The sequence below is a fragment of the Amycolatopsis panacis genome, assembly GCF_003600245.1.
Classification (GTDB): Bacteria; Actinomycetota; Actinomycetes; order Mycobacteriales; family Pseudonocardiaceae; genus Amycolatopsis; species Amycolatopsis sulphurea.
Window position 1 is genome coordinate 13379 of the sequence record NZ_QZFV01000069.1, and the last position, 21594, is coordinate 34972.

20 protein-coding genes are annotated in these 21594 nt (G+C 66.9%); 10 read left to right on the plus strand and 10 right to left on the minus strand.

The genetic code is table 11. From position 1 onward, the window contains the following. Positions 1 to 131: 131 nt before the first annotated feature. Genes D5S19_RS32415 through D5S19_RS09790 form a run of 3 tightly spaced genes read right to left on the minus strand, consistent with a single transcriptional unit; the run spans position 132 to position 2231 of the window. Positions 132 to 755, minus strand: a complete 624-nt coding sequence (locus D5S19_RS32415) for a hypothetical protein (protein ID WP_199730423.1) — start codon at positions 753 to 755, stop codon at positions 132 to 134. Continuing rightward, positions 755 to 1468, minus strand: a complete 714-nt coding sequence (locus D5S19_RS09785) for a recombinase family protein (protein ID WP_120023031.1) — start codon at positions 1466 to 1468, stop codon at positions 755 to 757. The genes D5S19_RS32415 and D5S19_RS09785 overlap by 1 nt, the downstream gene beginning before the upstream one ends. Further along, positions 1455 to 2231: a deazapurine DNA modification protein DpdA family protein gene (locus D5S19_RS09790; protein ID WP_233573797.1), complete on the minus strand. Its 777-nt coding sequence runs from the start codon at positions 2229 to 2231 to the stop codon at positions 1455 to 1457. The genes D5S19_RS09785 and D5S19_RS09790 overlap by 14 nt, the downstream gene beginning before the upstream one ends. A 180-nt stretch (positions 2232 to 2411) precedes the next feature. Between D5S19_RS09790 and D5S19_RS09795 the strand changes: the two genes are divergently transcribed. From D5S19_RS09795 to D5S19_RS09825, 8 genes are all read left to right on the plus strand, one after another. Then, a complete protein-coding gene (locus D5S19_RS09795) occupies positions 2412 to 3275 on the plus strand; it encodes a class I SAM-dependent methyltransferase (RefSeq protein WP_120023032.1) in 864 nt (287 codons plus the stop codon). 237 nt (positions 3276 to 3512) lie between these two features. Beyond that, positions 3513 to 3914 carry a TetR/AcrR family transcriptional regulator gene (locus tag D5S19_RS31630; RefSeq protein WP_147397361.1) on the plus strand — a complete coding sequence of 134 codons (402 nt, stop codon included), beginning with the start codon at positions 3513 to 3515 and terminating at the stop codon, positions 3912 to 3914. Positions 3915 to 3923: 9 nt separating this feature from the next. Beyond that, positions 3924 to 4415, plus strand: coding sequence for a hypothetical protein (locus tag D5S19_RS32955; RefSeq protein ID WP_233573798.1), 492 nt, complete (start codon positions 3924 to 3926; stop codon positions 4413 to 4415). A gap of 211 nt (positions 4416 to 4626) precedes the next feature. Then, complete coding sequence (locus D5S19_RS32960) at positions 4627 to 4947, plus strand: hypothetical protein (RefSeq protein ID WP_233573799.1); 321 nt, start codon at positions 4627 to 4629, stop codon at positions 4945 to 4947. 325 nt (positions 4948 to 5272) lie between these two features. Further along, positions 5273 to 6163 carry a helix-turn-helix transcriptional regulator gene (locus tag D5S19_RS09810; RefSeq protein WP_120023033.1) on the plus strand — a complete coding sequence of 297 codons (891 nt, stop codon included), beginning with the start codon at positions 5273 to 5275 and terminating at the stop codon, positions 6161 to 6163. 123 nt (positions 6164 to 6286) lie between these two features. Further along, entirely contained in the window at positions 6287 to 7345 is a 1059-nt protein-coding gene (locus D5S19_RS09815) for a hypothetical protein (protein WP_158605512.1), read from the plus strand. 285 nt (positions 7346 to 7630) lie between these two features. Beyond that, entirely contained in the window at positions 7631 to 8032 is a 402-nt protein-coding gene (locus tag D5S19_RS09820; RefSeq protein ID WP_158605513.1) for a helix-turn-helix domain-containing protein, read from the plus strand. 446 nt (positions 8033 to 8478) lie between these two features. Then, entirely contained in the window at positions 8479 to 9813 is a 1335-nt protein-coding gene (locus tag D5S19_RS09825; protein ID WP_233573800.1) for a DUF2252 domain-containing protein, read from the plus strand. Positions 9814 to 9991: 178 nt separating this feature from the next. Here the strand turns inward: D5S19_RS09825 and D5S19_RS09830 are convergent, their stop codons facing one another. After that, positions 9992 to 10207, minus strand: coding sequence for a hypothetical protein (locus D5S19_RS09830; RefSeq protein ID WP_120023037.1), 216 nt, complete (start codon positions 10205 to 10207; stop codon positions 9992 to 9994). Between the two features lie 107 nt (positions 10208 to 10314). Between D5S19_RS09830 and D5S19_RS09835 the strand changes: the two genes are divergently transcribed. Together D5S19_RS09835 and D5S19_RS09840 are read left to right on the plus strand one after the other, a co-directional pair. Further along, positions 10315 to 11673 carry a chloride channel protein gene (locus D5S19_RS09835; RefSeq protein WP_233573801.1) on the plus strand — a complete coding sequence of 453 codons (1359 nt, stop codon included), beginning with the start codon at positions 10315 to 10317 and terminating at the stop codon, positions 11671 to 11673. 147 nt (positions 11674 to 11820) lie between these two features. Then, complete coding sequence (locus D5S19_RS09840) at positions 11821 to 12453, plus strand: GAP family protein (RefSeq protein ID WP_158605514.1); 633 nt, start codon at positions 11821 to 11823, stop codon at positions 12451 to 12453. Positions 12454 to 12732: 279 nt separating this feature from the next. On the opposite strand, the gene sbnA is transcribed toward D5S19_RS09840, so the two are convergent. From sbnA to D5S19_RS31635, 6 genes are all read right to left on the minus strand, one after another. After that, on the minus strand, positions 12733 to 13719 hold the full coding sequence (sbnA, locus tag D5S19_RS09845; protein ID WP_120023089.1) for a 2,3-diaminopropionate biosynthesis protein SbnA: 987 nt from the start codon (positions 13717 to 13719) through the stop codon (positions 12733 to 12735). A 44-nt stretch (positions 13720 to 13763) separates the two neighbouring features. Further along, positions 13764 to 14831, minus strand: coding sequence for a 2,3-diaminopropionate biosynthesis protein SbnB (gene sbnB / locus D5S19_RS09850; protein WP_120023039.1), 1068 nt, complete (start codon positions 14829 to 14831; stop codon positions 13764 to 13766). Then, on the minus strand, positions 14828 to 15832 hold the full coding sequence (locus D5S19_RS09855; protein WP_120023040.1) for a TauD/TfdA family dioxygenase: 1005 nt from the start codon (positions 15830 to 15832) through the stop codon (positions 14828 to 14830). Before D5S19_RS09855 ends, sbnB begins: the two co-directional genes overlap by 4 nt. Positions 15833 to 15857: 25 nt before the next feature. Further along, positions 15858 to 18341, minus strand: coding sequence for a non-ribosomal peptide synthetase (locus D5S19_RS09860; protein WP_120023041.1), 2484 nt, complete (start codon positions 18339 to 18341; stop codon positions 15858 to 15860). A 48-nt stretch (positions 18342 to 18389) separates the two neighbouring features. Beyond that, a complete protein-coding gene (locus tag D5S19_RS09865) occupies positions 18390 to 20876 on the minus strand; it encodes a Pls/PosA family non-ribosomal peptide synthetase (protein ID WP_199730424.1) in 2487 nt (828 codons plus the stop codon). A 412-nt stretch (positions 20877 to 21288) separates the two neighbouring features. Beyond that, entirely contained in the window at positions 21289 to 21504 is a 216-nt protein-coding gene (locus tag D5S19_RS31635) for a hypothetical protein (protein WP_147397362.1), read from the minus strand. Positions 21505 to 21594: the final 90 nt, after the last annotated feature.

Genomic DNA, 21594 nt, shown 5'->3' on the forward strand with positions numbered 1-21594 from the left:
GGGTTCTCTTTTCTGGAAGGAGTGGATATGGCCGTGCCGGGAATGCGGCACGGCCATATGGACGCTCTGCGGACCGAAGAACGCAACCCAACTGTGTTCAGCGGCGAAAATAAGGGGGAATGGGTGCGGGGTTAGCGGGTGGGCCGGCGGGAATCGGTCCGAACCTGCAGGGGCGGCCGGCCGCGACGACGGGGCGCTGTGTTCGGGCCGGAGGCGGGCCGGGTCACGCTGGGGCGGGCTGCGTCGGTGATGATCTGGTGGAGGTTGGTGGGGGCGAAGCGCAGGTGTTTGCCCAGGAACGTGGACGGCACCAGGCGGCGGGCGGCTCGGCGGCGCAGCCAGGACTCCGGCACCTGTAATAGGTTCGCTGCCTGGGCTGGGGTGAACAGCGTGGGGACCGGATCGCCCGCTGGTTCGCCCGTAGACGGTCCCGCGTCGTCTGCCGTCCTGGTTCCGCCCGGCTGTCCCGTCACGTCCGGCTGCGGTGACGCGCAAGATTCCGGTGCTGACGTGGTTGCCGCCGATGGTGGCTCGCCGGTCGGGTCGCAGGTCCGGTCTGCGTGGGGCTCGACCCGGGCAGGTGCCGATCGTCGTGTGGTCGGCGGCTGCCTGTCCTGGACGGGGTATCCCTCGCGGCGCAGCGCGCGATCCACCTCACGCTGCACCACGGTGATCGTTTCGCGGGTCAGCCCGTCCGGGTGGAAGCCGGGGCCGGTCGAGACGTCGTCAGCGGTGATGAAGTCGGGATTGGTCATCACGCCGCCCTCCGAGCCGGCAACTCGGACGCCGTGCTGTCGGCGGCCAGCAGCGCGGTGGCCAAGATGGTGCGATGGTTGGCCGCGATGAACTCGTCTGAGGAGACGATGGGTGGATGTGCCTGCACCGGCGACCACACCCACAGTTGGTGAGGTGTGCGGCGGCCGTGGTGGCATCGTCCCCGCACCTGCCGACCCAGATACTTCGGATTCCGCAGGATCGATGTGATGGTCGCGTGGGTCCACGCGGCCGGCTGTCCGGTGTCCGGGGCCAGTCGCTGCCGGATAGCGGTCACGGATAGACGGTCCTCGCCCCGCCAGGTGAATATCATTTTCACGGTCGCGGCTTCGGCGGGTTCGATCACCAGGAGGGTCCGCCACCGCGCGCGTCGTTGCCCGGGGGTGATCCGGACGCGCTGGGCGCGGTAGCCGTAGGGCACCGTGCCGGTGTTGAACCCGGCGTGCACCCACTGTTCGGATATCCGGCGGGCCTTGGCGAGGGTGGCCGCGCGGTACTCGCGCCGCACTCGGTGGCGAATCGGCCCTGACACGTCCGGCGGGGGGACCTGCGGCTCGCTGTCGTCGGTCGCGCGGTGATCAGGACGGAACAGCCGCGAGACCCAACGTGGTGCGCGGAGGGTGTGTTTGCCGGCGGTCGCGGCCCAGCGCGGAATTTCACCGTCCCGCTCGTGTCGTCCGTCAGTGGTGGGCATGGTGGACTCCTGTTCGTTGTGGGTCGCTGCGCGCGGCAACGGCGAGTGCGTTGTGCGCGGCGGCAGCGGGCCGGAGCGGGCGCGGTGTGCGGACTACTCGGCCGGCGTGGCCCTTGAGCGGTCGGCGGCGAGCAACGGCCGTGGTCCGGTTGCATACCGGATCTCGCCGCTGTGGGGCTTCTTCGTGGCGCACAAGTGATGTCTGCAGCCGGGCGTGCCAGGCCAACGCGAAACGCTGGCAGTTGGACTCGCTGCGGTGGCTGGGCATACAGCCGGGGACATACCGGCCCCGGAAACTCCATGCGGCCGAGTCGCTACTAGCGATAGCATCGGCGAATCGTCCCAATCCCAGAACCTTCGCGCCGAAGGCGTGTAAGCGGTATCCACGTGCTGCCAAGGACCGCAGGATCTGCTCGACCTCGGCGGTGTGCTGGCGGCGGCACACGCTGCCCACGCCCACCAAGGGCAGCGCGGCCAAGTTGACGCCATGCCGCTCGTAGGAGCCGGCGCACCGCTGGTGTGAAAGCGATTGTCCTTGCAGGACAGGGATAATTGGCAGATCGGGCGCGAGATCGCGCAGACGCAGGTAGTTTGCGAAAGTGCGCTGCTGGTGGCTGAGCACCGTGCCGCCGGTCCGGGACAGGATGTGCGCCTCGGTCATGTGGTCCATCGGCGCGCACCACGCGAGTTGGCCGATCTCGCTGGCGTAGCGGCGAAGTGCCGCGACGTAGCCGCGTTCGTCGGTGCGCCATCGGCCGTGCATCGACAACTCCGTGAAGCCGCCGTTCCCCGGAACGCGGTGTCTCATGAGACACCGCGAAGTCGGGTGGCGGTCGCGATGTGAGCAAGGTTTGGGCGTTGTGGTCGGTCGTCTGTTGTGCAGGACGGTATGGCAGCTGGTGTCGCGGTCTGCGTTTCCTTGATGCCGTGATTGAGTGTTGCTGTGGATGAGGAATTTCGAGACCCGCGGCTTGCCGCGATCTATGACGCTTTGGATTCGGACCGCAGCGACCTTGATGTCTACGTAGCCATCCTCGATGAGTTGGGCGCCGAGCGGGTGCTCGATGTCGGTTGTGGAACGGGCACGTTTGCGCTGTTGCTTGCGCAGCGTGGTTACGACGTGGTGGCTGTGGACCCGGCCGTTGCTTCCATCGCGGTTGCGCGCAGCAAGCCTGGTGCAGGCAGGGTTTGCTGGGTGGATGGCGACGCCGCCGCTGCGTGTGTGACTGATCGAGACGTGACGACGATGACCGCCAACGTTGTCCAGCACATCGTGGATCCTCAGCACTGGCAGGCGACGCTGAGGGCTGTGTGCGCTGCCCTGCGGCCGGGTGGTTATCTGGTGTTCGAGACGCGCGATCCGGCTGCCCGAGGCTGGGAACGGTGGACCAGGGAGGCGACCTATCGGCTCACCAGTGTCCCTGGGGAGGGAAACGTCGAGAGCTGGGTTGAGGTGACCGACTTCTCTTGGCCGCTGGTAAGCCTCGGCTGGACGTTCGTGTTCGCGTCCGATGGCGCGACCCTGACCTCCGCTTCGACGTTGCGGTTCCGTGAGCGTGATGAGGTTGAGGCCAGTTCGGCAAGCTCGGCCGCCCCTTGGGGTTGCCCCGATGGACCGGACACCCTGAGCCCAGACACTGGTCTGGGGAAGGATGTCCCTTGTGCCACGTTCGTCGAAGTATCCCGCCGGGCCGTGTTCGCCTACCTCGGCTACTACAACCACGACCGTCTACATTCGACACTCAACTACCGAACCCCACACGAAACCCGCGTAAGCTACCATCAACATCTCGCCTTCGCGGCATAAACCCCGGTGTCCGGTTCCCGGGGGCAACCTCAACCCGTCACTCGGCGACTGCCAGCCACTTGCCTGCCGCAACGTCGCCCTCACCAAAGACAACCGCACCGCCTGGCACAACCGGCTATCCAAAGTAGACAGTTCACTGGAGACCGGTGAGCTGCTGGTGCCCTACGTCCACGAACGACTCCGGACCCGCCGCGACCAGATCAGCCGGCTTCTCGCCACCGGAAAGGACACCTAGGAGTGAAACCCAGCACGGTCACCGAAACCGACATCCAAGCCGCCGCGGACACATTGCTGGCCGAAGGCCGCGCCGGAACCGTCAGGCCCACCGTGAGCGCGCTGGCCGCCCGCGCCGGGATCACCCGTCCAACGCTCTACCGCAACTACCCAGCATTGATCGACAAGTTCCTGACCGAGGCGGCAACAGCAACCATCCAGCGGGCCACGCGATCCCGGCCGGGCGGCAATGACCAGCTGAACGAGCGCATCACCAAGCTGCGCACCGGAAACCCAGCAACTGCGCCTGCATCTCGACCTCTACGAGGAACACATCCGCCGCATCACCATCGAAAACGACAAACTCCGCACCGAACTCAGCCACACCGCCGGAGTAACCACCATCAATCCCAGCAACCACGCTAACCTGAGGCCGTGACCATGCCCGCGGTGAACGTCGACGCCGGGGACACGGCCGAGCTGGCTGAACTCCTACGCTTTCTCCATGACTGGTTGGCCGCCGACCACGATCATGTCCACCCATCCCTACGGCGTTTCATCGATAGCCCGGTCTACGACATCGGCCAACTCCGCACCGACCTGGCCCGGTTCACGTTCCTGCTCGGCCACGACAACGGCGAAACCCTTGTTCGGCCCCGGCGACCAGCAGGCCTAGTCACGCGGCTGGCTGGCATCCATGGCCGCCCCGTCCTGGCCCCAGCCTTCGTCGAATGGCTCCAAGGTCTCGAACCGGGCTGGGTGACAGATCTTCCACTGCCGCGCACCGCCCAACTTCGCGCGCTGGGTAACGGCGTCGTACCGCAGCAGGCCACGTATGCCGTCGCCCAGTTACTCGCCGACCTCGCCAACCTCGACGCCGGTTCCACCGAGCCCTCCGGATACACCGAAGAGGCGAACGCGGCATGACCAATCCATCATCCACTCACGACACCGGTACGGTCTTGCGGTGCCTCTCGCTAGGCGCCGGGGTCCAGAGCAGCGCCGTGCTATTGCTGGCGTGCGACGGTGTGATCCCGAGCTTCGACGTCGCTCTGTTCGCCGACACCGGCTGGGAACCACGCGCGGTGTATATGAACCTCGCCCGGCTCCGTGCGCAGCGGAGAAGTTCGGCATTCCGGTGCGCACGGTATCGGCGGGCAACATCCGCGACGACGCGCTCGACCCGGCCCACCGGTTCGTCTCGATGCCACTGCACGTGCTCAACCCCGACGGCAGCCGGGGCTTGGCGCGCAGGCAATGTACTAGCGAGTACAAAATTTCGCCGCTGAAGAAGGCAGCGCGCGAGCTGCTCGGCTACCCGCACCCGCGACGGGTGCCTCGTGGGGTGTACGTCGAGCAGGCCATCGGCATCAGCACCGACTTATGTCGCCGATTTGTTACCTGTCCATTGTCCGTGCGGTCGTGGACGTCTCCCCGCGGTCCGCCGCCGCGTTGTTGACCACTGCAGTTCCGATGTTAGGTCTCGTGCCGTGGTTGAGCGGCGCCTTGATGTTTGACAACTCCGTACTGCCCCGTTCGCCGACCGTCTGCCTCCGCGTCGTGCGGCTGGAGTGGGTGCGCGTCGATCTCGTCGACGGCCGCGGTGGCGCGACCGAGACAGCGCTCTTATGGGGCTTCACCCACCTCGGCCGGTTCACCGGGAGCCAGATTCGGCAGGCTGCCCTCGCGCGCACTCCGAGGGAGCTGAGTGATCATCGTCCGTCCGATGAAGGTGGTATCGACGAGTCCTGGTTGTCTCGCTGCGCGAGGAGCATGCTGAGAGCGTGGAACGGAACGAGCTCGCAGACTTCCTCCGACGCCGACGTGCGCTGCTCCAGCCGGAGAACGTCGGTGTTCCGGTCGGTGGGCGGCGTCGAACGCCGGGGCTTCGGCGTTTTGAGGTCGCCCAGCTCGCCGGCATGTCACCGGACTACTACGCCAGGCTCGAGCAGGGACGCGGCCCGCAACCGTCGGTCACGATGCTCACCGCGTTGGCCCGCGCGCTGCGGCTGACGATCGACGAACGCGACCATCTCTTCCGCCTCGCCGGTCACCACGCTCCGCCTCGCATCGATGGTGACGAGCACGTCAGCCGCGGCCTCCTCCGGCTGTTGAACGGGTTGCAGGGCCTGCCCGCCCTGATCGCCTCCGACCTGAACATCGTGCTCGCCCAGAACCCGATGGCAGATGCGCTGGTGGGGGAACAGACCCATTTCCGCGGCCTCGCCCGCAGCTGCACCTACCGGTGGTTCACCGACTCGGAGATGCGCGGGCGTTACCGCGCCGAGGACCACGAGCACGAGAGCCGTGCGCAGGTGGACGACCTGCGGGCGACCCTCGCGGTCCGCCCGGCTGACCCCCTGGCGAACAGGCTGGTCGGGGCTTTGCGCGCGGAGAGCGCGGAGTTCGCCGAGCTCTGGACCCAGCACGACGTCGCGGTCCGTCGCAGCGACCGCAAGCGCATCCTGCACCCTGCGGTCGGGCTCATCGAGCTGGACTTCGACATTCTGGCGACAGCCCGGCAGGACCAGCGCCTGATCGTGTACTCACCCGCGCCGGGCAGCGCCGCGGTCTCGCAGCTGGAGCTGCTGGCCGTGCTCGGCCAGGAACGTTTCACCCCGTCCGGGACCGACCCGCGTAGCGAAGCGCGGACGGACCGACACCTCCCGGGCTAGCTGGGCACCATCGGCACGCAGCCGACGGCCCCGCACGGGCCGTCGGGCGCCCCGTCGTGCCCGGGCCCATCCCCATCCCGCACGACCGAAAGGAAGACCATGTTCCCCCACCGACTCACCGGGATGAGGCGGCGCGCAGCCACGCTCGGCCTCACCACCCTGCTCGCCGCGGGCGCCGGGGTCGCCGCGACCCCGGCGGCCCACGCGTCCCCGACCGCGGTCCTGGACACCACCTCGACGCACCTCGACCACGCTGCCGGCACCCGCCTGGGCGAGGTGCGCATCCTCGCCCACTTCGACCGGGCCGCAGGCCAAGCCGCCGAGAGCATCGCCCTGGAGCCCGGCGGCGGCGCGGTCATCGGCATGATCCCCGCCCGCCAGGTGGTGCGGGTCGCGCCGGACGGGGCCGTCCAGGTACTCGCCACCATGCCGCTACCTCCGGATGGCGGCGGCACCACCCCGGTCATCGGGATCCCCGTGGTCACCGGGGTCGCCCGCTCGGACAGCGGCGCCGTGTACTTCCTCTACTCCTCCGGGCAGGGCGGGCTGACCGGGATTTGGCAGGTCCGTCGTTCAGGTGCGCCCCGGCTCGTCGTGCCGCTGCCCGCCGACACCTTCCCGAACGCACTGGTCATCGACGGCAAGCGGGACCGCTTTCTGGTCACCGACTCCACCGGCGGGCGCATCTGGCAGGCCCCGCTGCGCGGCGGCGAGGCCTCGGTGTGGTCGGCGGACCCGGCCCTGGCGCCCGGTGCCTTCTTCGGCGCGAACGGCCTGAAGGTCCATGACGGTGCTGTGTGGGCGACCAACTCCGACCACGGCACCATCGTCCGCATCCCGGTGACCAAGCGCGGCGGCTCCGGCCGCGCCGACGTCCGGGCAACAGGGCTGGAGGGCGTCGACGACTTCGACTTCACCGGTCGGGGCACCGAGATCCTCGCCGCGATCAACCAGACCAGCAAGCTCGTGCGGGTGGGCCCGGACGGCGCCCACGAGACCCTGCTGGACGCCGAGGACGGCATGCAGGGGACCACGGCCGTCGCCGTTCAAGGAAACCGGGCCTATGTGACCAACGGCGCCAACCTGGCCGGGAACGACCCGAATCTGCTGCTCGCGGAGCTGCGACATACCCCGACAGAGGCGGGTCGGTTGGACGCCCTGGGCAGGGTCGATTTTTCGTAGTCCTGGTGGCTGGCGCGGTAGATGGCGAAGCCCCAGCTGCTGGCGGATCCGTTGTACCGCAACCGGAACAGGGCAGAGTGGTGCCGTCGGTGAGTTCGCCGGTGACGTAAGCGAACGCACCGTGGTGACGGACCTGGACTGTGGTCAGTTGGGCCAGCGTTCCCGGGCGCGGGCCAGCAGGCGTTGACGCAGCGAGGTCTTGGTCCACTCGGGTGGGGAGGCCATGGGCACGATCCTGCCCGATACGGTCTCACTCCTATAGTCGATCGTGAAATGAGTGGGTGGGTGGCCGCGCGTAGCCCGTATGTGATCACGCTGGACCCGGCGGATCGGCAGATGCTGGAGGCACTGGCGCGACGTGGGCGTGCTGAACATCGGCAGGTGTTGCGGGCGCGGATCGTGCTGGCCGCCGCTGACGGGCAATGCAACGCCGATATCGCTCGCACGCTCGGGGTTGTCGTGGACACGGTGCGCAAATTGCGCAAGCGGTTCTGCCACGAAGGGCTGCCGGGACTGGCTGACCGGCCGCGCAGTGGGCGGCCGCGGGTCTTCCCGGCCACCGTCGTGGCTGAGGTGAAGGCACTTGCCTGTGAGCTGCCCACCCAGACGGAGGCGCCCTTGGCGCGGTGGAGCTGCCCGGAGCTGGCCCGCGGGGCAAGGTGCGAACCGGACGCTCCTACGGCATGACCACTCGAAACCCGTATTCCTGGCACCAAGCCGGCGGTAGCTGAGCCGGGGCTCCTCGCGGGATGACGGCCGTCTTCATCCCCAGAGGGGGATGTCACCCGCCCCGCCGCGACGTGGACTGGCGCTTGACAGCAAGCGGAGGTCCATGGGCCGGACGGAGAGATTTCACGAGACGGTGCGCAGTAGCCAGGCTCGGCCGGGTTGGCCGCGCCGCTCCCGGCTGGCGACCCCGCTCAGATGTGACATCGGGGCCGTGCCGGTGGAATCAGATGGTTACCGACAGCTCCGCGGCCTCGGCGAAGGGAGTGGTTATGGCTGCCAAGACCGAAGGGGGTGTTCGCACGCGCCCAGCCCGGCGGGCACCCGGCAAGGGTTCATTGCCGGCGGGGGCGGTGGAACACCTGAGCCGGGCGGCCCGCGTCGCCCGGGGTAGAGATGCCAGGGCGGTGGCGCCGTTGGAATCGCACGCGGATTTCACCCCCGGCGGAGCGCGGGATCCGATCGGGCTGCTGTCGGGACAGGCGGAATCACGGGTTGCGGAGCTGGTGCCGGTCCGGCATGGGCGGATGCTGGTGTCGCCGTTCACGTTCTACCGGGGAGCAGCGCTGCCGATGGCGGCTGATCTGGCCACCACGCCCACATCGGGGTTGTGGGTTCAGCTGTGCGGGGACGCGCACCTCTCGAATTTCGGCGCGTTCGCCTCGCCGGAGCGGCGCCTGGTCTTCGACGTCAATGATTTCGACGAGACCCTGCCCGGCCCGTTCGAATGGGACCTCAAGAGGCTGGCGGCGAGCCTGGAGGTGGCTGGACGGGACAACGGGTTCCCGGCCAAGGCCCGCCGCGAGATCGTCCTCGCAGCAGCCGAGAGCTACCGCACCGCGATGGGCGGCTTCGCGGAGCAGCCCCTGCTCCAGGTCTGGTATGCGCATCTGGACATCGAGAAGACGATAAGTGACGTCCGGTCCCAGCTGAAGGCACACGGATACAAGGCCGCCAAGAAGATGCTGGCCAAGGCCCACACCAAGGACAGTACGAAGGCGATGGGCAAGCTGACCACGCTGGTCGAGGGCCGGCGGCGGATCATCAGCGACCCGCCGATGATCGTCCCCATCGAGGAGCTCTTCTCCGATGTCGATGCCGGACAGCTGTATGACGAGATCCATACGGTCCTCGGCAAGTACCGGCGGACGCTGCAGTCCGACCGGCGGCACCTGCTGGAGCAGTTCACGCTGGTCCAGGTGGCTCGTAAGGTCGTCGGGGTGGGTAGTGTCGGCACCCGCGCCTGGATTTTGCTGATGGACGGTGGAGGCGGAGTCGAGCCATTGTTCCTGCAGGCAAAAGAGGCCCAGCCGTCGGTCCTGGCGGAGTACTGCGGGCGCAGCCGGTACGGCAACCAGGGTGAGCGGGCCGTCGCCGGTCAGCATCTGATGCAGGCCGAAAGCGACATTTTCCTCGGTTGGACTCGCGTGGCCGGCCCGGACGGGGTGAACCGCGACTTTTACGTGCGCCAGCTCAAGGACTGGAAATTCTCCTTCCCCATCGAGCAGGCGATCCCCTCGGGTCTGCGGGTCTACGCCGGCCTGTGCGGGTGGACCCTGGCCCGGGCGCACGCCCGCTCCGGTGACCGCATTGCCCTGGCCGCCTACCTCGACGGCTCCGACGCATTCGACCATGCGATCGCCGACTTCGCCGAAACCTACGCCGACCAGAACGAACGCGACTACGCCGCGTTCGGGGCCGCTGTCAAAGCAGGCAAAGTCGAGGCGGCCACCGAGATCTGACACCCGGCTCCGGCAGTCGTTCGACGCGACAGACGCACGCGAGTTCGCCCACGTTGGGCGATGCGGCCTGGCGGGTTTTGGGCGGTGCTGGTGGGCCCGGCCGGGTGCGCGCAAGGAACCTGCAGGGGCGGGTCCGGCGTGGCGCGTGCATTTTCCGCGACCTGGAGGTTGTTCGTCTTCAGAGGGCGATCCCAGCCTGGCCGCGCAACCGCATGACGCACGGTGTGCGCATGGATTCGCAACCAGAGGAGTTCTGATGGTCCAAGGAGAGGCGCCCGAACTGGAAGCGACGGCCGCGTCCTGCCTGCCGCACATCGGACGCGGCCACCGCGACCGGCCTGACGCTCGACAGGGTCCAGGACGTGCTGGTCACGATGACCTCGAACGTGTCCACGCTACGCACCTTCTTCGCAGCTCGAAAGGTCGCCGCGGCACTGGGATTCGCGATCGAGCTCGCCCGAGGCGACACGGACACCTGACCGCCATGAGGGGCAGCCGGAGGTGACGGCATCGGAAGATCCACGCGCGTTGGTGCGGAGCAGGAAGTATGTCGGGCTGCTGCTGTTGTCGGCGCTGCTCGGAGCACCGGTCGCGGCCGTCGCGTACGGATTCCTCGCACTGGTCAACTATCTGCAACCGGCACTGTTCATCCGCCTTCCTGTCGGGATGGGCTTTCACACCGCGCCGGCCTGGTGGCCGGTGCCGCTGCTGGCCATGGCGGGCCTGTTCGTCGCGCTGGCCATCCGATACCTGCCGGGTACCGGAGGCCACTCCCCGGCGGACGGGTTCAAGCCGGCCGGGACGCCGGCTCCCGCTGACCTGCCGGGCATCGTGCTGGCCGCGCTGGCCTCCTTGTGCCTGGGTGTGGTGCTCGGCCCGGAGGCGCCGCTGATCATGCTCGGGGCTGGGCTCGCCGTGCTGGCGGGACGGCTCGCTCGGCGCGATATGCCGGAACAGGCCGTCGCGGTGATCGCGGCCGCGGGCAGTTTCGCGGCGGTGAGCACGCTGCTCGGCTCACCCATCCTCGGGGCTTTCCTCCTGATGGAGGCCTCGGGCCTGGGCGGGGCAATGCTCATCCTCGTGCTGCTACCCGGCCTGCTGGCCGCCGGAATCGGCGCGCTCATCTTCGTGGGCCTGGGTTCCTGGACCGGTCTGGGTGCGTTCTCCCTGTCGATACCAGGGCTGCCCCCGTTCACCCATCCCAGCCTCGCCGAGTTCGGGTGGGCTCTGGCCATCGGATTCGCCGCCGCGTTCCTGGGCACCGGAATCCGGCGGCTCGCGCAGCTCGTCCGACCGCATATCGAAAGGCGCGCGATCATCCTCACACCGCTGGTGGGGATCGTCATCGCCGTACTCGCCATCGGCTACGCCGAGATCACCGGCAAGAGCTCGTCGGACGTGCTGTTCTCCGGCCAGTCGGCACTGAGCTCGCTCATCAAGAACGCGTCCAGCTACTCCGTCGCGGCTCTCGTCCTGCTGCTCGTGTGCAAGGGCCTCGGGTACAGCCTATCGCTGAGCGCGTTCCGCGGCGGCCCAGTCTTTCCCTCGCTGTTCCTCGGCGCGGCGGCCGGCGTAGCGCTGTCGCACCTACCCGGGTTGTCGGTGGTGGCCGCCGTGGCAATGAGCATGGGCGCGATGTGCGCCAGCATGCTCATGCTCCCGCTCACCTCCGTCATGCTGGCGACCCTGCTGCTGCTCTCGGACGGGATCGCCGTGATGCCGCTGGTGATCGTGTCCACCGTCGTCGCATACGTCGTCACGGCACGACTGACGCCGCGACCCGCACCTGCGGCAGACCAGCCAGGGCCCGAAGTCGTCGAGGCTGATCCGGAGGCCGGCGACAGGGGTGGGACCCGGTAATGCCTCGGGCAGCCGGCTGCCGATCTTGGAAATCGTGTCAGCACGCCGGCAGCGAAATGCCGGTGGCAGCCTATGGAGGAGTTCGGCTCACGGCGGCAACCCGGCCAACACGAAACGGCACGACGACACGGGGAGGCAGTGTCAGCGATGTTATCCGAAGCCGTACCCGCCGCGCTGGGCGCGGCAATCTATCCGCCTGCCCTGCTGTTCATCGCGTTCCTCCTGGTCCACCCGCGACCCCGGAGACGGGCGTTGATCTTCCTGTCCGGCGCCGTGCTCATCACCCTCGGCTTCGGCTTCGTCTTCGTGCTGGTGTTGCAGGGCACCGGAGCTGAGAGCCCCAAGCACCGAACCGTGCCGGCTTGGATCGACCTCGCCATCGGTGTCTTGTTGATAGCGTTCGCCCTGGTGATCCACTTCCGGCCGCCGCGCGGGCCCAAAGTCGCCAAACAGCGCCGCGAACTCGGCCTCATCGGGGTACTGGGCGTCGGCGTGCTGATGTACACGCCGGCACCGCTGTACCTGTCCTCGTTGCATTCCATCGCCAAGGCACACGCCAGCCTGCTGGTGACCGTGCTCAGCATCATTCTCGTTGCCGCGATCTACATGCTCCTGATCGAGATACCGATCATCGCCCATGCCATCTGGCCGGACGCCACGGTCCGCGGTGTCACCGCCGTGAACACCTGGCTGGCGAAACACGGCCGTACCCTCATTGTCATCGTCGCGGCCGGCTTCGGTGCCTATCTCATCGGCTCGGGCATAGCCCACCTCGTGTGAAACGGGCGATGGGAATAGCGTTCGGAACGCATGCTCACCCTATCCCGGTGCAGGGCGGAGGGCCGGACGGGTACCTTCCGGAAGCGGCCGGCGCCAATGGCCTGGCGGATTCAATTGGTCGTCGCAACACCTCGACAGCGAAGGCGTTGACGGGCAGGCCGGCGATGGCGTGCGCGACAGCGTAGGCAGATCCGTACTCGTCCAGCCGATCCATGGCCAGACGGACAGCCTTCTCACGGACCGCGGGCGGGTAACGCTTCAACGCGGTGACCCTCATCCTCACGAAAGAAAGCGGCCCCCAGCCTGTGACGGTTCAGTGAGCACATTCTCACCATAAATGCCTTGTAGCCAATTGGTCTGGTAAATCGTATCGAGGTAGCGCTCACCGAGGTCGGGGGCGATGGCCACTGCGGTCAAGTGGTGCGTGTCGTGCGTGGACAGCCAGCCGGTCGCCCCGCTGACCACCGTCCCCGTCGAGCCACCGAACAAAAACCCGTTGCGGGCCAACCGATGACAGGCACGGACCGCGTCGGTCTCCGCCACGGGAATAACCTCGTCCACATAGGATTCGTCGAGCAACTGCGGGCGTACGCTGGTACCCAAGCCGGGTAGCATTCGGCGGCCGGCGGGACCACCGAAGGTAACCGAGCCGACGCTGTCGATCGCGATGACGCGCACCGGCCGGCGCCACTGCCGGAAGTACCGCGCACAGCCCATCAGGGTCCCCGTGGTGCCGGCACCGATGAACAACACGTCCAGGTTCGGGAACGCGGCGGCGATCTCCGGTCCGGTCCGGTGATAATGCGCTCGCCAGTTGTTCGCGTTGCTGTACTGGTTGAGCCACACATACCGATCGTCAGAGGCACACAACGCGCGCACGTGGCCGATGCGGGCGCCGAGGAAACCATCGTCCGGGTCGGGTTCGGTGATGATGTGTACCTCGTTGCCCAGTGCCTCGATGGCCCGCCGCGTCGCCAAGTTGCAGCGCGAGTCGGTGACACACAGGAACCGGTACCCCCGGCTGGCCGCGATCATGCTCAGCGCGACACCGAGGTTGCCCGACGAGGACTCGACGAGGATCGAATCCGGCCTTAGCAGGCCGTCGCGCTCGGCCGAGTCCACCATCTCGGTCGCGGCCTTGAGCTTGATGGAGCCGGCGAAGTTGAAGCCCTCGCACTTGAGAAACAGGGAATACCCGAAGCTCCATCGGAGGTCCACATACAGATCGTCCTCGTTGAACGACTCGGGAACGGTGATGACTGGCACGGTGATCTCCTCGTCTGCCACAGGGCCAATGGGTGGTCGGCCGCTCAGCCATACCGGCGCAAGTCGTGGAAAAAGTCCTCGATGATCTGCAATCCACCGGCGTTGGACACTTGGTCGTAGACGAATGTGCCCACGGCCAGATCCAGTACGCCCAGCCCGAAGGGGGAGAAGATCAGTGGCCGGTCCGCTGGTGGGGTGACCCGGGCGGAGATCACGTCGTCCAGGGTGCCGAGCAGGAAATCCCTGGTGCCGGTGCGCTGTTCGACCAGGTGCGGTGACGTGTCGGCCTTGAGGCAGTGGTCGATGTCGTCGACGATGTTGGTCGAGGCCAACAGGATCTCCGGTGCCAGGTCACGCAGGGAGATGTGCAGTACCAAGGGGTTGTGTGCGAACCATGATGGGTCGTGTACGTGCGGCTGGCCGGCGATGGTCGCGAAGACGACCAGATCGCTGCTGCGGATCAGATGTTCGGCGGTCTCGTGCACGCTGATCCGGCCGGTGACCCCGGACTGCTCCAGATAACCGCGGAAGCCGGCGGCATTGTCGGGGCGCAGGTCGTGCACGCCGATCTCGTCGAAGGTCCAGCCGGTGCCGGCGAGGAAGGTGTGGATGTAGCGGGCGATCAGACCGACGCCGAAGAACCCGACGCGCCGGGGGCGTTGCCGGTCGCGGCTGAGCCAGCCGGCGGCCAATGCGGCGGATGCGGCCGTCCTGGTCGCGCTGATGATGGAACTCTCCAGGCACGCGAAGGGGTAGCCCGTCTCGGGGTCGTTGAGGATCAGCACCGCCGATGCCCTGGGGATGCCGGCGGCCACGTTACCGGGGTAGCTGGAGATCCATTTCAGGCCGGCGACGTTGGTTTGCCCGCCAAGGCAGGCGGGTAGGGCGATGATCCGGTCGGCTGGGCGGTCGGGAAAGCGCAGGAAGTAGGAGGGTGGGTTGACCGAGTCACCGGTACCGTGGACTCGGTAGGCGTCCTCGACCAACTCGACGATCCGGCTCTCGCGTCCGGACAAGGCCTGTCGCACTTGGGCACCGGAGATCACCGCGAATGGCGGCAAGGTGATCGGCTCGGCTGACGCGGAGTTGGCGGCGGAAGGGATTGCGGTCACCTGGTTCTCACCTCGACAGTGGGGGAACAGTCGGAAAGACGTACCGCGTCGGCCAGCCCGACGAGTACCTCGCGCGGTCCTTCGAAAGCGTCCCTGCTGTGCGCGGTACGGATGTTGTCCACGAGCATGAGGTCTCCTGCCTGCCACGGCTCGCGCGCGGTGTTGGCCTCGTAGACCTGGTTGAGCAGGTGCACGACGTCCTCACCGATCGGTTCGCCGTTGCCGAACCTGGTGTTGAACGGCAGCCCGTCGGCGCCGTAGATGTCAACCAGGTAGTCGTGCACCTCGGGGGCCAGCGTCCATTCGTTGAGGAAGGCGATTTGGTTGAACCAGCAGCGTTGGCCGGTGACCGGGTGCCTGACGATCGCGCTGCGGCGTTGCCTGGTGCGTAGACCGCCGCCCGGCTGCCACGCGAATTCGATCCCGTTGGCCTGGCAGTAGTCCTCGATCGCGGTGCGGTTCTCGGTGCCGAACGCCTCGGTGACCGATGCCCCGATCTCGTCGTTGAAGCTGCGGGTGAGCAGCCAGCCCTCGCGCTCGAACCGTGCGCGCAGGTCGGCCGGCAGCGCGGCCAGTACGGTGGGCGAGTCGCAGACTCCCGTGGCCCCGCCGACGGTCGGCGGGCTGAGGCACGCGAGCAGCATCAGCCTGGGGAACTCCAGGGTGTAGCTCAGTTCGTGGTGCATGCACATCGGCTGGTTCGGTGGCCATGCCGTCGAGGAGTACACGCTGTCGGGGTAGGCCGTGCGGGGCGCGAAGGCCTCCCGCTCGGTCATCGGACTGGCGGTCAGCTTTCCGAACACCGTGGCGACCGTGGCCTGATCGGCGAGCCCGAGGCCGCGGACCAGCACCGCGCCGTGGTCGGCGACCAGCCCGCGTATCGCGTCCCGGTGCGTACTCGCCCAGCCGGCCGCATCGCCACCGGCGTCGACCCGCAGCAATGCCGGTAGGCCGGGACACAGATCCATCTCGTGCGGGGATGCCTTGGATAAGGACGACATCGTGATTCCCTTCGGTTGCGACGGTTCAGGACGAAGCCAGTGGTTCTGACCGGCCGTCGATCAGCGCGGCCAGATCGGCGAGGATCGGGTGCTTGGTGACGTCCTTGAGCGAGACCGCGCGGTCCAGGGTGATCGCCAGCTTCACCGCCGACAGCGAGGTACCGCCCCGGTCGAAAAAGTGGTCCCTGCGACCGATCTGGTCGACTTGGGTGCCCAGCACCCTGGCCCAGGCATCAGCCAGCCGCCGCTCGGTGTGGGTGCTGGGTTCGTGGTAGTCCTCGTCCATGGCGTCGAGCTCGGCGGCCAGCGCGGTGAGGTTCTTCTTGTCGATCTTGCTGTTGGCAGTCACCGGCAACTGTTCGCGCCAGTGGAAGGCCGAGGGCATCATGTACTCGGGCAGCGCGGCGCCGAGGCTGTCCCGCACCAGGTCAACGTCGAGGGGCTGCCGGGCGGAGTAGAACGCGACCAGCCGCGCGCCCTGCCCGCCACGTCGCGTGACGACCACCGCGCCGTCGCGCACTCCGGGCACCCGCAGCAGGATGTTCTCGATCTCGCCGATTTCGATGCGGAAGCCGCGGATCTTGACCTGGGAGTCGCGCCGGCCGAGGAACTCCAGCTTGCCCTCCGGCAGCCAGCGCCCGTGGTCGCCGCTGCGGTAGAGGCGGGCACCCGGCCGGTGTGGGTCGGCCGTGAACGCCAGCCTGGTGCGCTCGGGGTCGTTGACGTAGCCGCGGCCGACGCACACCCCGGAGAACACGATCTCGCCGGGGGCGCCGAGCGGGACCGGGGTGAGATGCTCGTCGACGACATACACGCGAACGTTGTGCACCGGTGGCCCCAGCGGCACTCGTTCCCGCTGCGGCGCGTGGTCCATCACTTCGTGGTTGGTGTCGTCCGAGGTCTCGGTGAGCCCGTAGGCGTTGACCAGCGTGATACCCGGCATCGTGGCGAACCAGCGTTGGGCCAGTTCGGCCTTGAGCGCCTCGCCGGTGACCGACACGCACCGCAGGTCCGGCAACGCGACCGCGTGGCTTTCCATAAAGGACAGTACGACCTCAAGATAGGAGGGCACCACCTGCAACACGGTGACCCGGTCCCGGATGAGCTGATCGACGAACCGCTCCACATCCAGGACCACGTCCTGCTCGATCAGCAGCGTGGTGCCGCCCACCACCAAGGCGGAAACCAATTGCCACAGCGAGATGTCAAAGCACTGTGGAGCGACCTGCGCCACCACCGAGTCCCCGGTGACACCGAGGCCGTTGATCTTGGCGTGGAGATGGTTGATCATCCCGGCGTGTTCGCACATCGCCCCCTTGGGTTCGCCCGTGGAGCCCGAGGTGAAGTAGATGTAGGCAAGCTGATCGGCGTCGACGGCGATGGTGAGATCGCTGTCGGCGTGGTCCTCCGCATAGGCGGCGTCCACGAACAGCGTGCGGACCTCGGGAAGCGATTCGACGGCTCTGCGCAGAGTGGTCGTACTGCCCAGTTCGGTCAGGACCAGCTCACACCCGGCCCTGCGCAGGGTGGCCACGATGCGATCGGCGGGGAACCGCGGCTCGATGGGCAGGTAGACCCCGCCGGCCTTGAACACGGCGAGTACGGCGGCCAGCCAGTCCAGGTCGCGTTCGGTCACCACCGCGACGACGCCTTCGCGACGCAGCCCGCGCGCCACCAGCGCTCGGGCCAGCCGGTTGGCGCGTGCGTTGAGTTCCCGGTAAGACCATCGTCGCTCGCCACATACGGCGGCGATGGCGTCCGGGCGTTCGGCGACGCGGCGTTGGAACAGTTCGTGGCAGCGCAGATCCGGCAACTCGACACGTGGCCCGGCGAGCTCTTCCAGTTGCAGCTGTAATTCCTCGGCGGAGAGCAGACTCTGTCCGCTGTGCCGCGCGTCGACGTCGGTGTGGATCAGCGTGAGCGCGCTCAGGTGGTATCCGATGACACGGTCGGCACTGTCGGAGTCCAGCACATCGGTTCGGTAGCGCAGCCGCAGCATCTGCTGCTCGGCCGAAACGCCCACCCACAACACGGTGTCCCCGGCAAGAGGCCCAACGGCGCCGGTGGGGTCGAACACCGTGTCGAACAGCGGCTCGGTGATGCCGAGTTCGGTACGCAGATCGTCGATGGGGAAATCCTTGTAGGCCAGGATTTGTGATTCGATCCGCCCGGTGCGCTCGATCAGTTCGCGCCAGGACGCGGATTCGGTACTGAGCCGACAGGGCAGTGGCAGGCCACCGGTCTCGATGACGTAGCCGGTGCGCACTTCGTGTTCACTCGACAGCGCGGCCAGTACCTTGGCGTGCGCTGCGAGCAGTACCGAACTGAGCGGCACGCGAAGTTGCTCGGCCAGCAGCCGGATTGTGGCCATGACCCCGATGGGAATCGGTGCCTGGCGTTCGGTGACGCCGGCGACAGGGGTGAGTGTCCATCGGGGAATGATGGTACGGCCGCCGGCGGTGAGTACCTGACGCCAATGCTCACGGTCGTCCCCCGCGCCGATTGTCATGGGGTCGTCCCTCCCGTACTTGTCGTTGTTCCACCAGGGCTGCCGGCCCTACTGGTAGTGGTCGGCCCGAATCTGGCGTGCCGGGTTCCCGCCCCATCGCGCGTTGTCGGGGACCTGCTCACCCTTCATGAGGAAGGAATCCGGGTCGAGGACCGAACCCGGGCCCATCGTCACGCCGTAGTGCACCCAGGCGCCGACACCGACGGTGCAGCCGTGACCGATGGTGATGCGGTCCATCTTGAAGCCTCCGTCCTCCTGCGAATGGCACTGGATGTTGGCGCCGACGTTGAGCGTGACATCGTCACCGATACTCACCAGCGTCTTTTCATGCATGGCACAGCCGTCGTCGAACAACCGTTTGCCGACGCTGGCCCCCAGAAGTCGCCATGCCACGCCCTTGAGCGGAGTGCCACTGAGTACCTGCATGTGCACGGACGTCGCGGCCGCTTTCCAGAACCGTTCGTGCCGCCAGAACCGCCGGTCATAGATCGAGCACGACAGCGGGTTCAGCGGCCTGATCAGGACCGTTATCCGCTCCACGGCGATGAAGTAGACGATTCCGTAGACGATCGTGACCACCGAGGCGAGCGCGAGCAGCGGTCCGCCGACCGCGTTGTAGTGGAGGGCGCAAGCCCAGGCCAACAGCACCAGCCCGAAGAAGAACAGCCACTGGTGGAGGGCGTAGAGCAGCATGGACGCCACGTTGTGCCGGGTCTTGGCGGCCAGCCTGCGCCGGAACTCCGCCGGGGTCCTCGGGTGATCGAACTGGCTGTCGCGCTCCACCGAGCGTGGGATCTCGAAGCTGGGCGAGCCGAGCAGTCCCACCCCCTCCCGCACCGGACCGTCCAGGGGCACCAAGACTCTGGTGGCCAGCAGGCAGTTCTCTCCGGTCCTGGCACCGGCGGGGTAGGCGACATGGTTGCCGAGGAAGTTTCGTGCCCCGATGGTCGTCCGCGACAGGCGGAAAGAGGTGCTGGTGTATTCGGCGTTGATGATCGACAAACCGTCGGCGATCATCGTGCCGGCCCCGGTCGAGACGAGGAAGGGGCTCTCGAACTTTTCCTGCAACCCGAAGTTGGAGCCAGTCTGCTCAGCCGTGGACACCTGGCAGCCCAGTGCGCTCAGGTAATGCACGATGGCCGAGCTATCGCCGAAGATGGTCTTGAAGAACCGCATGTTGGTGAGCACTCTGATCAGGCGGTGTGCCGAGTAGCGGAGGCCGTAGAGGCGATAGACCGCGCCTGGGGTGATGGCCGCGTTGAGCAGACGCGGAAGGCTGATCATGAGCAGGAAACCGATCAGCCGCAAGCCGAAGTACAGTACCCAGGAGACGATGAGGGCCTTGCCGTAGAACGTCGGGTCGCTGAAGTCCAGCACGGCCGTTCCCAGTCCCAGCACCGGGATGAGCTGCGGTGCCGCGGTCAACAGCAGGTCCAGCAGACCGAGCACCAGCGGGGCCAGCAACAGGACCATGGTCAGTGCCTGGCGTACGGCGAACATGGCCCGCCGGAACCTGCCGCATGTCCTCGGTTCGACCCGTCGGTAGTTCACTTCGGCGGGCACCGCCGGTGAGCCGTGCCAACTCTGACGGTCCGGGACGGCCTGTCCGGCCTGCAGGGACGAGGTGTGTCCGAGTTGGGCGCCGTCGCCGAGCCGGGTGTCGATGTCCAGTACGGACATCTCGCCGATGTAGGCGTCGGCGCCGACGGTGACCGCGCCGGTCTGGATCACCCCGGCTTGCGCGCGGTAGGTGGTGAAGGAGGTGTCCTTGCAGATCACTGTGCCGTCGCCGATGGTGAGCAGGTCGGTGCACACCGGGACGAAGTGCGAGAAGATCGTCACTCCTCGCCCGATCTTCGCGCCGAGTGCCCGCAGGTACAGCGAGTAGAGCGGTGAGCCGACGAACAACAGGACCAGCAGGTTCCGCTGGACCAATGTCTTGACCACCCAGAAGCGGACGTAGGCCAGGCTCCACAGGCGGATCTGCTGAGGTCGCCAGCGTCCGATGAGTATCCATTTGAGCGCGATCGGAAGCGTGCACAGCATGACCAGCACCACGGCGCCGAAGCCGACCGAGCGCAAGTAGTAGTCAAGCAGACCGCTACCTGCCGAGATCCAGCCGGTGCCCACACCGAGCACCTCGGCTACGAGGAGAGAGTAGGCCAGGAAGGCCAGGACTTGCAGTACCCCGCAGCCGACGTATTCCAGCGTTCCGGCGCTGCGCGGTGGCCCCGTCGGAGCTGGTGGAGGCGCTTCGGCGGGGACGTCCTGGCTCGCAGCCAATGCCGAGACGAGACTGACGATGGTCGGATTCCTGTAGATGTCCTTTATTGACACTGAGGGAAGGTCCGCCCGCTTGCGTACCCGTGCGCAGAACTGGGCCATCAGCAGTGAGTTGGCTCCGAGATCGTCAAAGAAGTTGCTGTCGGCCGACACGCGCTCTTGACCAGTGATATCAGCCATCACCTGGGCAAATGCGCGTTCAGTGTCGGTCGCCGAGTCGGAGCGGGCGACCGGTGACTCGGTGAGATCCATATTCTCGATGATCGCCCGATGTAACTCGCGCGTAACCCTCTCGGCGTCGAAATTGACAATTTTGCAACCTGTTCGACACGCAATATTTTTGACAAATAACACACAGGCGAAGGTTGGTCGTCAAATCGGACCATGTGCGTCAAGTGTGCTATTGGCCAACGGTCAAAAAATGTGTTGTCAGAGAAGTAGGAGTGTCGGGCCCCTGTGGTGTCTATAAAGGTGATGTGTCACGCATTCGTGGTAGTGCTCACCCGGTTAGGGTGATTCTGTCGAGGTTGGCCGTAGCCAGTTATCCCTGAAGAGGTCGGGCCAGCCGGGGGTATCGTGCCCGTCTTATTCAGGCTTCCGGTTGGTTTTGAGTAGCGCCGAGTCGGGTGTGGGTCAAGGCGCCTGCCGCGTAAGCGTAATTTGATCATACCGCGCGAGAGGGAGGGGTGAGGCGGATCATGACGGGTCTGCTGTAGCAGAGGCTGGCGGGCTTCTTGACGGGGTTGGTGGCTTCCTCATCCAGGTCACCGATCGCATCGCCGAGGCCGAGGTGGCCGGGTTTGACGAGAACCGGCCTGCGGATGACCGGTGCGTTGCCCTGAGTGCACTGTGCCCGCACCGGCCAGTACCCGCTGATCACGTGCCACCCCAAGTGTGGCGTGCGGGAAGCGACGGCGTCGGTGCTTCCCCGGCCAGCATCATGCGGGGCAGGACATCTCAGCAGCGATCT